13 protein-coding genes are annotated in these 13,229 nt (G+C 39.7%); all 13 read right to left on the bottom strand.

Translation table 11 applies throughout. From position 1 onward, the window contains the following. Positions 1 to 381 precede the first annotated feature (381 nt). A complete protein-coding gene (locus ABLA33_RS09055; RefSeq protein WP_347720053.1) occupies positions 382 to 2,364 on the bottom strand; it encodes a nucleoside-diphosphate sugar epimerase/dehydratase in 1,983 nt (660 codons plus the stop codon). Positions 2,365 to 2,459: 95 nt separating this feature from the next. Further along, positions 2,460 to 3,698, bottom strand: a complete 1,239-nt coding sequence (locus tag ABLA33_RS09050) for an aminotransferase class I/II-fold pyridoxal phosphate-dependent enzyme (RefSeq protein ID WP_347720052.1) — start codon at positions 3,696 to 3,698, stop codon at positions 2,460 to 2,462. A gap of 76 nt (positions 3,699 to 3,774) precedes the next feature. After that, positions 3,775 to 4,461, bottom strand: a complete 687-nt coding sequence (locus ABLA33_RS09045) for a sugar transferase (RefSeq protein WP_347720051.1) — start codon at positions 4,459 to 4,461, stop codon at positions 3,775 to 3,777. Positions 4,462 to 4,483: 22 nt separating this feature from the next. Then, a complete protein-coding gene (locus ABLA33_RS09040) occupies positions 4,484 to 5,080 on the bottom strand; it encodes a hypothetical protein (protein ID WP_347720050.1) in 597 nt (198 codons plus the stop codon). A 6-nt stretch (positions 5,081 to 5,086) separates the two neighbouring features. After that, the gene (locus ABLA33_RS09035; protein WP_347720049.1) at positions 5,087 to 6,229 is read right to left on the bottom strand and encodes a glycosyltransferase family 4 protein; all 1,143 of its coding nucleotides are present in this window, start codon (positions 6,227 to 6,229) and stop codon (positions 5,087 to 5,089) included. Between the two features lie 97 nt (positions 6,230 to 6,326). Then, positions 6,327 to 7,373, bottom strand: coding sequence for a glycosyltransferase family 2 protein (locus tag ABLA33_RS09030; protein WP_347720048.1), 1,047 nt, complete (start codon positions 7,371 to 7,373; stop codon positions 6,327 to 6,329). A 52-nt stretch (positions 7,374 to 7,425) separates the two neighbouring features. Further along, a complete protein-coding gene (locus ABLA33_RS09025) occupies positions 7,426 to 8,397 on the bottom strand; it encodes a glycosyltransferase family 2 protein (RefSeq protein ID WP_347720047.1) in 972 nt (323 codons plus the stop codon). An 18-nt stretch (positions 8,398 to 8,415) separates the two neighbouring features. Next, positions 8,416 to 9,321: a glycosyltransferase family 2 protein gene (locus ABLA33_RS09020; protein ID WP_347720046.1), complete on the bottom strand. Its 906-nt coding sequence runs from the start codon at positions 9,319 to 9,321 to the stop codon at positions 8,416 to 8,418. Positions 9,322 to 9,565: 244 nt separating this feature from the next. Next, positions 9,566 to 10,084 (bottom strand): DapH/DapD/GlmU-related protein, encoded by a 519-nt coding sequence (locus tag ABLA33_RS09015; RefSeq protein ID WP_347720045.1) that lies wholly within the window; start codon positions 10,082 to 10,084, stop codon positions 9,566 to 9,568. Between the two features lie 7 nt (positions 10,085 to 10,091). Further along, positions 10,092 to 11,207: an EpsG family protein gene (locus ABLA33_RS09010; RefSeq protein ID WP_347720044.1), complete on the bottom strand. Its 1,116-nt coding sequence runs from the start codon at positions 11,205 to 11,207 to the stop codon at positions 10,092 to 10,094. Further along, positions 11,204 to 11,971, bottom strand: coding sequence for a glycosyltransferase (locus ABLA33_RS09005; protein ID WP_347720043.1), 768 nt, complete (start codon positions 11,969 to 11,971; stop codon positions 11,204 to 11,206). Before ABLA33_RS09005 ends, ABLA33_RS09010 begins: the two co-directional genes overlap by 4 nt. After that, positions 11,968 to 12,987 (bottom strand): acyltransferase, encoded by a 1,020-nt coding sequence (locus ABLA33_RS09000; protein ID WP_347720042.1) that lies wholly within the window; start codon positions 12,985 to 12,987, stop codon positions 11,968 to 11,970. The genes ABLA33_RS09005 and ABLA33_RS09000 overlap by 4 nt, the downstream gene beginning before the upstream one ends. Beyond that, the coding region (locus ABLA33_RS08995) for a glycosyltransferase (protein ID WP_347720041.1) at positions 12,959 to 13,229 on the bottom strand (271 nt) is incomplete at its 5' end. The genes ABLA33_RS08995 and ABLA33_RS09000, both read right to left, overlap by 29 nt.

Raw genomic sequence — 13,229 nt, 5'->3', positions numbered from 1 at the left:
CCCAAGCATGGGGAAAGGACGAGGAGAATCTTACACACTTTTTCAGACATTACCGGAAGTTGAGCAGATTCTTGTTTTTTAGGGGCAAAAGGAGGGTTTTCTTTTACTGATATTCCTCTCTCTTCAACCGACACCTGTTTTTCTTTATTTTTCTGAAGAAAATACGCTGTCAATTTTTAGGGCGGTTAATCGTGATGGTAACTTGTCGGGTAGTTCTATCGGATGGGTCCGACTGGTCTGACTGGTCCGATAGTTGGGAGGATTGATTGAAAGTTGTTTTTCAGTGCGCAAAAAAGGCTGCCAACTGACGGTAGGATTCTGTCAGTGGGCAGCCTTGAGAATGAGGTGCCTTTAAGAGGCTTGATGAGAAAAGAGTCGGTATCAGTTGGGTTCTACTTCCGTAGCTTTGTCCAACTCTTCATATTTTGAGTGCTGACTCTTATATTCTGGTACGATTTGCTTCATGATGCGCACCGTTTCCATATCATTGAAGTCATGGCTGGCAGCCACAAGCGCATCAATTTGCTGTTGAGCTTCTTTGTAGTCATACTCGCGCACGGCAGCGATACGGATTTTCTTGTGGAAAGTGGGTTTCGATTCTTCTTCGTTATTGAGCACTTCTTCGTAGAGTTTCTCGCCATCGCGCAAGCCTGTATATTTGATTTCAACGCCCTGCGCTCCGCTCAGTTTGATCATACGCTTGGCCATGTCGGCAATGCGTACCGGTTTGCCCATATCAAAGACAAAGATTTCTCCACCCTTACCGTGCGTGCCAGCTTCGAGTACCAATTTGCAGGCTTCGGGGATGAGCATAAAGAAGCGAATGATGTCTGGATGAGTCACTGTGACAGGCCCTCCAGCCTGAATTTGGCGGCGGAAGAGAGGAATAACCGAACCGTTAGAGCCGAGAACGTTGCCGAAGCGCGTCGTTACGAACTGCGTCTGGCCCTCTACGATGCCATCTTTTTCAGCACGGTTGAGGCTCTGCACATAAATCTCGCAGATGCGTTTGGAGCATCCCATGACGTTTGTGGGGTTCACAGCCTTGTCCGTAGATATCATAACAAACTTCTTGACCCCGTATTTCACGGACATGTCTGCAATGATGCGCGTGCCCTCGATGTTGTTCTGAACAGCTTCTGAAGGATTGCTTTCCATCATGGGCACATGTTTGTAGGCCGCAGCATGGAAGACATAATCAGGACGATACGTCTTGAAAATTTGCTCTATGCGATCGCGGTGGCAGATACTTGTCACGATGGTTTCGGTTTCTATATCGGGCCATTCATTCTTCATCATCAGTCGGACATCGTGTTGAGGAGTTTCGGCCTGGTCGATGAGAATCATTTGCTTAGGATTATAAATGGCTATCTGCCGTACCATTTCTGAACCGATAGAACCTGCCGAACCGGTGATGAGGATGCTCTTTCCGCGCAACATGGTGCCGACAGCGTCCATATCCACTTGAATTTCATTACGAGGGAGGAGGTCTTCGATTTTCACCTCTTTCAGTGGTTGAATCTTATCTCCCTCTTTCCATTCTTCGGCCTTGGGCATCATGAGGATGCGGATGTCGGCTTCGATGAGTGCATCTTGAAATTCCTGGTTCTGACGGAGCGCATTGCTACACAAGGGGGAGACAAGCAAAACTTGAATGCCGCGCTCTTTCATCAGTGGTACGATGTGTTCATCTATGTGATGAATGCGATGCCCCATAAGGATATGCTTGGCTTCGCTCTTGTCGTCGGTGATGAAACCGCGAAGATCAAATTGCTGGGGCTTCATGTTGCGGATGCTCTTAGCGATGCTGATACCGCCACCTTTCACACCATAGATAAAAGCCGTTTTAGCTTCAGCTCGCGTAAGGCTCAACTCATAGAGCGACTTAACAATCATACGCGTGAACCAGAGCAGGAAGGTGGCAGAAATAGTGGCAACAAGAATGTCCCGGGTGCGAATGTTGGCCTCAAACGAACGCTCATTTTGGAGGTAGAACTGCAGAGAGACAAACAGAGGGTAGTGGAGCATCCAAGCCAAAACACCACCGATGCTCATCATTCCCATAACACGAAGCAGATCGATGAACGAAGAGTAGCGGAATATGTCGGCATACGTCTTGAAGATGCGCATACCGATGAGATAAGGTGGGAGGAAGAAGAGGAAGCGTAGGCTGATCCACCCCAGAAGTTGGAGGCGTTCTGCAGAGAGTCCGAAATCTGCCCAACGTAGGATTTGGGGACGGAAGATGAGATAGGTGACAGCATAGGCCATGAGAATGATAAGACTGTCGGCCAAAACAATGGCCCAATAGGGCAGCGCCTTCCTATTGAAATACCAAGTGGAGAATTTATGTAAAAAAGACATAGGCATCATGGAAATAAAGGTTACAAGGAGTAGTATGTGGGCAAAAGGAGAAAAGATTTGAAATAGTGACTCTTTCTTTCGCTTTCCTATACGTTCTAAAGAATTGCCTCCTTAATGGATTCTACAATGCGGCGAACATCATCGTCAGAAACATAAGGTCCGGCGGGCAAACACATACCTATGCGGAAGAGCCCATCTGATGTGCCATTGACATAGCGCGGTGCATCTTTATAGCAAGGCTGTGCGTGCATCGGTTTCCAAAGTGGGCGACTTTCTATACCTGCCTTGTCGAGCCATACGCGCAGCGCTTCCACGTTGCGGTTCGGTTCGAGATTTGTGTGCAACGAACCTCCTGCGTGAACCACGCCTGCTGCTCCGCCCACTGCGCCTTCAATGGCTGTTTTGTAGACGTCTTCTTCCCCTTTGATATGGAGGTCGGGAGAGATAGTGATGGTGCTCAACCAATAGTTTGAGTCGTAGCGACTGTTAGGATTCAGGTGTACGTCGATGCCCTTCACATTGCTCAGAAGTTCGGCATAGAGCTGAGCCACGTGCTTGTGGTGGTTGATGTGGTCTTCTAAGACGGTCATCTGTCCGCGCCCGATACCCGCACAGATGTTCGACATGCGATAGTTGTAGCCAATTTCTTCGTGCTGGTAGTAGGGGTAAGCTTCGCGCGCTTGGGTGGCAAAGAACATTACGCGGTTTTTAGCCTCTTCCGTGGGGCAGATCAGTGCGCCTCCCCCTGAGGTGGTGATCATCTTGTTACCGTTGAAGGAGAGTACGCCGTATTCTCCAAAAGTGCCGACTACTTGTCCGTCGAAACGAGAGCCCAGGCCTTCGGCAGCATCTTCAACAACGGGGATGTCGTATCGGCGGGCGATTTCCAGAATCTCATCAATGCGGCCTGGCATACCGTAGAGATAGACCACGATGATGGCTTTCGGCTTGCGTCCTGTTTTTGCAATGCGGTCTTTGATAGCCGTTTCGAGCAGTGCGGGGTCCATATTCCAGGATTCCTTTTCCGAATCGATGAACACGGGCGTTGCACCCAAGTAGGTGACAGGGTGACTGGATGCGCAGAACGTGAAACTCTGGCAGATGACTTCATCGCCAGTCGTCACTCCAAGGGCAAGTAGCGACAAATGAACCGCAGCTGTTCCTGCAGATAATGCCACCACCTTTTTGTCTTGTCCAACATACGTTTCGAGGTCTTTCTCAAATCCGTTCACGTTTGGACCGAGAGGCACGACCCAGTTAGTGTCAAACGCCTCTTGGATATACTGCATTTCGTTGCCGCTCATGTGAGCTAAGCACAAGTAGATTCTATTCATATTTTAATGGTTGATTTTTGTTATAATTGGATTGGGAGATAGATTATGTGATACGATTATATTGCGTAATGATCTTTCAGATTTTCTCTCCTGCATACTCGATTTGTTTCCCGAAGATGGTCGCGATGATCATTCGTATGTCTTGGATGAAACTATAGTGGTGAAAATAATAGTAGTTGAGTCGGACTTTATCGGGATAGATAATGCGATCGTTATACTCTTGAACGGAACGAATTTCAATGCCATTGATACAGAGGACTTCTTCTTGTTTGAGTCTTTCGGATATATTAGCCAGGAGTTCTTCCTCATTGCGATATTTGAGGGATGCAGGGCCTGTGATTCCTGGTCGGAGTTGGAGCACATCGCGATCGGTGCCTGTCAGCTGGTCTGCGTATCCAGGAACATCTGGTCGAGGTCCCACAAAACTCATCTTGCCGATGAAAACGTCCCACAATTCGGGCAATTCATCAATCTTGTAGCGCCGGAGCTTTTCTCCCAGTGGTGTGATGCGGTTTTGTTCTTCGGATGCAATAGAGCTTTGGGTAGAGTTCTTAGAAGCAGTGGCCGATGTTTTTGAGACACTCATTGATCGGAACTTGTGGCAGCGGAATATCTTTCCGTTGCGTCCCACTCGCTGCTGTACAAACAATACTGGACCAGGCATTTTCACTTTGATGAGTATGGCCACGAGAAGATAGAGCCAGCAAAGGCAAATCATACCAATGAGCGAAACCAATCGGTCAAAGATGTATTTTAATATCATTGGTGGAGAGATTGAAAACTTATTAGTTAGGAAGAATTTCAAGATAGAGATCGTTGTCCTCCAGTTCTTTTACAACGCGAACATTACTGGTAGAAAGAGTAGAACGATAGGATGCGATATTGTCTTTAGAAACTGTTTCGAAAAGACGAAGACCGATACCGAAACCTACTTCGTTGAGAATCTTATTCATGCAAGTGCCTAACCCTTGGCCTCTATAATTGATATCTACGATTCGACCTCTAAACCCCTTACCAAAGAAGAAACTACGATTAAAGCAATATCCGGCAATGTGTCCGCTTTCTTTTTCTAAGAGAACGTATCCCAAGAAAGCTTTATTGCGCTGAAGCTTACGAATGGCATCTGCCGTAAATCCATGTGGCTTAAAGAATCGGAAAGCTTCCTCGGGTTGCTGTTGAAAGAAGTGAACCATGTCCTCTGTTGGAACATCAGAGAGGCGTACAATTTTTAGGCTTTCATTCCTCTCTTGATGGAGCGACTTTTCAATCGTCTTGAGTTTCTGTCCATATCTTATAGAGAAGAGGAAAGAATTGATCCAGTTCACCAAATCCCAGACCCATGGCGTTTTGTCTCTCAAAAAATGTGCAAGCGCGTAGAGCATAGCGTTTTATTTGTTATTGAGGAGCATTTTCCTATATCTTTCAAGCAGCGCATTCCAAACATCTTGTTGAGAAAAGCGCGTGCATACCATTTCTCGCGCTTTAGCAGCCATTGATGAAATGCGTTGGGGTTCTTCAATGAAAGAAACCATTGCGTGGTAGAGTGCCTCCTCGTTTTTCGGCGGGATGATAATGCCGTTTTGCTCGTTGATGATAATCTCGTTTGCCCCATTTATATCTGTAACGATGGCGGGTAATTCCATCGCGCTGGCTTGTAATACAACATTGGGGAAACCTTCGCGATAGGAAGGAAAAACTAAGGCATCAGCGGCAATCAAGTATGGACGAATGTCTGTTTGCCAGCCCACAAACCGAATGTCAGGAGAAGTTTTGAAGAAATCTTCATTATTGTCTTTCAGTGGGTCGAGCGTGCTTTCAAAACTACCTACAAGAATTAGTTTGCACCGTCCTTTGAGGCGTCGCATACAAGAGGCTAATTCGTTCATACCCTTATCCGCCACAATTCGGCCTACAAAGACAAACGTGAAATCATTGGGAGAAATGTTCAGTTCTCTTCTTGCCTGCGCTCTGTTAATAGGGCATTCTTGAACGGAAAAATAAGAGACGTCCACACCATTTATATTGCCATTCAAGACAACTTCCAAAGGCTTTTGAGTGATACCATCTTCTCTCAGCGCGTTTAAGACGCCTTTTCCTTCGGGGATTACGTCCGTAGCGAAGTGGCACGTCAGTTTTTCCATAGACTGGAGTAGCCATCTGAATTTCCCTGTCACGCCTTGGTAGCGCAGACCTGTGACTGTATAGATGCGGACAGGAATTCTCGCCATCCAGGCAGCAATCATCGAGAGCAATGAACCTTTGGGCGTATTGGCATGAACAATATCTGGCCGCTCTTTGCGGAACAAACGCCACAAAGTCCATAAGCACAGAAGATCTGCCCAAAGCGAAATCTCTCTGTGCATGGGCACTTCGATAACGCGAATCCCTTCTCTCTTTGCCACTTCTTGTAGCTCTCCCGTATCTGCTGCTACCCCAACAACCTCAAAGTATTGACTGAGAAAGCGGAGTTGTCCTTTCAGCAAGCCGTTGAGACTGATGTCGTGTGTGGTGACGCGTAGGAGTTTAGGCATTTTTGTCTGTTGGTAATCCTGTGTTGTGGAGGATTTTTCTTCTTTATGAAACAATGCGATAGATGTTGATGATTGGTATAGAGTTCAGAGGGAAGAATTATTTGATTTTTGTTGACAAATAACGTGCGAAGTCTAAAACGTACAGAGACAAGTAGAATAAAAAATATAGTTTATACTTAGCATTAAAAAAGAAAATTTTCCAATGAAGGGGGAAGTATCTTAGTGACAATGCTTGAAGACTCTTTTTATACAAATCAGAAGAAAGTATAGATTTTATTTTCTTATATCGATTCATAAAAGAAGTTTCTAGATGTATTTCATTAAGACCTAATTGATAGAGATCTACAGCAATAAGATTATAGTATGCTTCTTCTTCTTCTGGTGAAGATATTAGTTGTTTTATTAACTTGAAGAGTTCCAGAAGTTGTTGAGAAAGAAGAATTTTTCCTTTCGCAGTTACGCTATTTTCATTATTACGCCTATAGTGGTAAAAAGGATAATGTAAATACAGAGCTTTTTTTACATCTTGATAATATTGAATATTGAAAAGCGCATCTTCTGCCGTACCAATGATCTTTGTATCTACAAAAGAGTGTTTTTTCGCAATCTCTCTCTTGTATAGTTTCCACGCAGTACTGAGTGAGTATAATTTTGTTGGGGTCGTTAATTCAGACCGGTATGGGCCAATCATTCTCCGTCTTAAATTTCTACACTCTATTTCATTAAATTCTTTTGACTGATTAAATAAATGAACAGGTTTTGAAATAGTATCGAATTCTCTCATGTAATCGAAAAAAACTAAATCAAAATCATCGTTAGAAATTGCATGAATACAAGTTTCTATTGTTTCTTTCTCTATCCAGTCATCACTATCAACAAAGAAGACCCATTCTCCTTTAGCATAGGATAATCCTATATTTCTACTGGCAGAAAGACCTTTGTTTTCTTGAGAAAAGACTCTGATTCTTGTGTCTTCTTGCGCTATCTTAGTCAGATATTCCAATGTGTCATCGGTATTGCCGTCATCAATTAAAATAATTTCAAGATTTTGATAGGTTTGGTTAATGAGTGACGAAAGGCATTGTTCTATATATTGGCGAGTCTTGTATATCGGAACAATAATGGATACTAGAGGTGTGAACATATATAGAAAATTTATGAAAGATCTAAGGTGAAGATATTTCTATTTGTGATGGTTATGAACTTACTTTTACTAAAAATCTTATACAGCGCGCTGTAATAGATATTCCTCCAATATTTATGAGAAGAAATAATAGCTTAAAAGAAAAAAGGGAGGATTTTGTGAGAATCTTTTTTGCCGAATTTATTTCATGGCTGCATTCTTTTTTTTGAACAGATGATAAGTTTGAATAATTATATAAAGCTACGACAAATGTTCGACATAAGAAATTTGTAATATATGTTTCCCCTTCATTTTTATAGAGTAGCCAGTGTGCTATGGTATAGCAGATGCCTCTTATTCCTGACAGTCTAGGATGTGAAGTTACAGAATTTGTTCTATTTTTATGATAGACATAAAGCGGCATATTAATAGCGCCTATCTTATTAGAAAAATGTAAAATACAACTAATCCAATAATAGTCTTCTGCTGTCATATTTATAGGGAATCTGATTGCTTTCTCATTAATTAATGAAAGCTTTGTGCACATGATCCATGCTGCTCCTGGAAAGTTTCCCGATTCGTAAAGATATTTAAGAATATGCTCTTTCGGTTGATTGTTGATTTGCGAAAGATCGTATTTCCTTGAAATTGTTTCTTTGCCTGTTGCTAGATCTTTGTCAATACATCCATATAGAATAGTATCTTCTTCATATTCAGAGATTCTTTGCTCTATCAATTCAAGAGCGTGAATGTTTTTCAAGAAGTCATCGCTATCGATAAAAAGAATATATTGTCCTGAGGCTTGATCTATTCCAAAGTTTCGAGCAGCTGATGCACCTCTATTTTCTGTATGAAAAACTTTAATTTGTTTGTTCTCTCTAGAATATCTGCAACAACATGGATATGAGTTATCTGTAGACCCGTCATCAATTAATAGAAGCTCGTAATTATGAAATGTTTGGCTTATAATTGATTGTATGCAATTGTCAATGTATCTTTCAACATTGTATACAGGAATGATGATACTAAATAACAGAGGTTTCATGGAGAAGACGTACTAATTTTATCTATAATGATTCTTATTGCTATAGACTTTATAGCGGATAAAGATATTGAGTGCTATGCCAATGGGGAGAAGTAGAATTGTTTCACATTTCATTGGTGATAAAAAAAACTGTCTGTATTTTTTAGCAAAAATGCAACTCGAGATATAATGTATTGTATTCTTTATCTTATTCAAATAGGAAGTTCTTTTATTCTGTAAAGCAAGTAATCTTAGCTGAGCAAAACTATTGGGACTTTGTTTGTATTGATAAAAAATATTTTTTGACATGCTATTATTGGCATCCTGGTAGTCAACAAAACATAGATTCTTATTTATAATAAGCATGGGGAGATACATGTCTACCTTTAAAAACAGATATATAGGATTGGCAAACTTTTCGTTGGGGGCACCTGGCATGGGAGCTACTTTTTTTAGTAATTCAACACGATGTACCATTTTTACATCTCCCTTGTGATATTTAGAAAGATTGGTAATGAAAGAACTCTGTAGTCCTTCAGGAAAAAAACCGCCTATAGGACCACCATTCATATAAAAGTCTAAACCAACAATTCCCGCATATTCTTCATTTCCGTGTGTCTTCCAAAAAGAGAGGATAATTTCCACAGCATTGTCTGGCATATAGTCATCAGAATCTATACAGACGCATAATTCTGAATTCATTAGTTCGATGGCCTTATTATAACCAGTGTATAATCCACCATTATCTTTATAGCAATACCTGATTTCAAAGTCGTTTTTTTGTTGCTGAAATTCTAAAACAAGCTCTTTTGTTTTATCTGTGGATCCATCATCGATGATGAGCCAATTAAAATCTTTAGATGTTTGCCTCGTTAAGCTCTGATATAGTCGTTCTAGAGTATGAGAGCGATTATATGTACAAGTAAAAACTGTTAGCGTACTCATTAGTTATATGGAGATAAAATTAAATAGTAACGTATAACTATAAGTCTAAAGTAGTTCTTAGAATTATTGTTCTTTAGACAGGCTATGGCAACCATTGTAGATCGCTTTCTATACTTCTGGAAAGGAAGTATGCACCATCTGTTCGGTGGTGAGCTTGTATAGACATCTTCTATGGATTCTTCTATAGATGGAATATATAGAAGACTTTTCTATTCTATATTATTGTGAGGTTTAAAATGAACGATTAAAGATTTCGTATGATTTTTGCAGGAACACCTGCTACAACACAATTATCTGGAATATCTTTTGTGACAACAGCTCCTGCAGCAATTGTAACGTTATTACCAATTGTGATAGGCCCAATTACTATCGAGTTTGCACCAAACTTAATATTTTCTCCTAATATAGGATTTCTTGTTTTAGGTTTTCCATTTGAACCGACCGTAACGCCTTGTCTTAAATATATACCTTTGCCGCATTTTTCAGGAAAGAAGGTGATTCCACCAAAGTGGGCAATGGTGGTATGTTCTGGCAAACACATTGTCCATGCAGTTTGTATCCCAAATAAATAGGTTAGATGTTTCAAGTAAAGCCATTCAAGTATAAAGAAAGGGAAAAGGATCTTATGTGAGTATAGAAAGTAACATAGTCTATGATGGAAAGTATATTTATAACCAGGTATAAACAGAACAGATTTCCAAAAAGGCTCTTGATAGCTTACAAGATCAGATTTTAATAGAAAAATTAGATTTTTGAGTGTCATATATTTGTTATTTCCCAATAAACCACATGAAGAACGTAAAACCAGTATGTGCTAATAAAACCAAACTAGTCTTGTATCCATGTTCGTATTTCCATACTTTGAGTTTTAATATAGGATAACCGATAACAATCGGATATAAGAACCAAGATAAATAGGCAAAACGATTGGAAAAAGGAATTCTAATAATCATAATCCAAAAGGCATTGGAGATTATGTATGTACATAAAATTATGTTATACATAGGATCTGTAATTCTCCGTTTAAATGCCGTGTAGTATCCAAGTAGAATAGGCATAAAGCTGTAAATTATAAAATCCCATCTAAAGCCAACTCCAGAGAAAGAACTTAAAATGTCTTTAGATTTGATATTAGCATACTCGAACATACGATCATCAAATCCAATGCTGCTAATGGCATTCATGATTGTATTTCCCCCAATGAAGCTAATAGGGATGGCAATAATCCATAATATAATCCAATATTTTATATTCGGTTTGAGATATGCGATGAGCATAGCTATTATTGGCAGAGTTGTAGATCTGTGAATGTTGATAGCAATAAAGCATAAGAATGCGCAGATGATTTTATCTCTTATATTTCCTTTTATAAGCGTTATAGCTAATATGACAAGACTACATGCCATTCCATTTCGAATTCCATTGACGCTGTATGAGAAGAAAGAGAAGGAGCAGAAACAAATTAGTAGAAGTATTGGCCAATTCTTAGGAAGTAAGCGTCTACATGCAATAATAATTGGAACAATATATAGGATTTCAATAATAAAGAAAAAGTCGGATATGTTGAGGAACTTAGAACATTTGAACATTAAGAAATTGAATAGCCAGTCTTTCCCTTCGCCAATTTGAAAAGTAGTTGCTCTACTCATCAATGCGTAGTCGTGAGCATAAACTACAGTGTCACCAAATAAATAGCTATTGGGTCTAAATCCTACAAAAAAAATGAATAAGCTGGCAAAGAAATAGGCGCCAGTTCCCGATATTTTCTGTTGTGTGATTTGTTTGTAGCTCTTATCTTTGATAAGATAGAATTGGATAATGCTAAACAAAAGTATTGACCAATAGAAAACTGGATAATATAGAGAGGCATACTGAATGTCAATCATTCTTTCTTGGTGGTTTTAAAGAGGTGAAATAGTGAAAAACCTAATATCTTATTAATCCTATTTTTTAATAGATGTAATTGATATCTTACCGTGTGATGATTTAGCCAAGAAGCATCATATAAATGAATAGAAACTGTATTCTCTGTACATTTCACGATTCCTGTAGTAGAATCCATGGGGCAGAAATAATCATCAGGATAGATCCATAATCCTGCAATTTGGATAGGCTCTGTAATAGAAGCCTCTTTTAATCCATATTCGTGAAGAATCTTCGTAGTATGGGTGACAATAGTACCTTCTGCTTGTTGTCCATCATTCTGGATGAAATGCAGATTATTATAATAATCTAAAAACTTTTTATAAATGTCCATTTTTGGATGAGCTCCCAGACCCAATCCTGGATTTATTCCGGGAAGGTTTACGTTGTTCTCCAGTTGGATAAATGCGCTCTTTTCTGCCCCCATAAAAGGGCCTTTTTCTATAATGGAATCAAAACTTTTTAGAATCTCCACATCGGTGTCAAAATATAGGCCACCATAGTTATATAGAATCCAGTATCTAGCATAATCGCTCACAAAAGCATATTTTTTTTTCTCATACGCTTCGCGAGTATAGGGGGTTATATTCACATTGAAATTATCTTCGTTCCATTCTTTTATTTGATAATCTGGGAAGAATTGTTTCCAACTTTCAATGCATTTTATAGCAGATTTTGGGAGAGGGTTGCGCCCAAACCAACAGTAATGAATAATTTTAGGAATCATTTTTTACGCTCTGAATAACCGATGATGTATTGTGCAAATTTGAATTTTGAAACACAAGATATAAGAAGATATGAAATAACAATCGTAAGAATAAAAGTTAATATAATTTGGATAACTCCCCCTAATTGACTGATCAGAGGTACTTTCCATAGTATATACCGCATAACCAATATGTGAATTAAATAGATTCCAAAACTATAATTAGAAAAGCGGATAATATATTTTTTTATTCTAGACGAATGGATCAAGGATACGTTCTTTTGTATAATGGCAAACCATGTCATAGCCATTATTGCTACAAAGATGGAGAGATACCAAAACACGCTGTAATAGTCCACAGCAGCATGAGAAACTTTACTACATATATAAGCTGCTATTGATCCTATTGTTGCGAGTAATAAAAAGCGTATTTTTATTGGAGATTTATAAGTTTGAAGATAATAGCCTAATACGACATAGCCTAAGAACCCTGTAATATAGTAGAATGGATTATAAACATCATCAGGCACTTGAGCAAAAAGTTTGATGAGTGGTAAGCATAATGTCCCTCCCCATACCAATAGGTAAAATTCAATTTCTCTCTTTGTAGCCTTTTGAATCCAAGGAGAAAGAATAGGGATAACTAAGTAAAGACCGAAAAGAACGTACATAAACCATAGAATGCCAAGGGCTGAAGGCCCAAAAGGTATGGAAACAATGGTTTCTAGGAGTTCACTATATTTTAATTCTCCTGTCGTAACTCGAATGACAATGTAAGCAACGGACCAGAATAAAGTTGGGTAAACAATCTTACTACATCTTTTCGTTAGAAAGGTATGAGAAGTTCCAGCGATAGGGAGTAGTAGTGCTCCTGAGACCATAAAGAACAATCCGATGCAAGGAGCTGATAGATAAGATATAGCGGATAGGATTAAGCTATTCGTTCCTAAATTTGGCATAGGAGAATGCATGAGAATAACCATTAAGCAGGCAATGCATCTCAGATAGTCAAGATAAATAATTCGTTCCTTTATCATTTAATAATCTATATATTTTTGCTGTTTCGTTTTCATTTCCATAATCATGTGATTGGAGGAAGTCAATCAATTGCGCTTGCAAATTCTTATTTTCTATAACATCAGCAATTCCCTTGGCGCATCCTTCATTATCCATAGGAACAATTATTCCGTCTTTCCCATCTTTAATTTGGCTTTCTGCCGTAAGATAATTGGTAATGATTGTCGGTTTACAAAGAATTTGTGCTTCACGTACGGTTATG

Origin of the sequence: uncultured Alloprevotella sp., from assembly GCF_963536905.1 — a bacterium.
Lineage (GTDB): Bacteria > Bacteroidota > Bacteroidia > Bacteroidales > Bacteroidaceae > Alloprevotella.
This window is presented reverse-complemented; position numbering and strand designations above follow the sequence as displayed.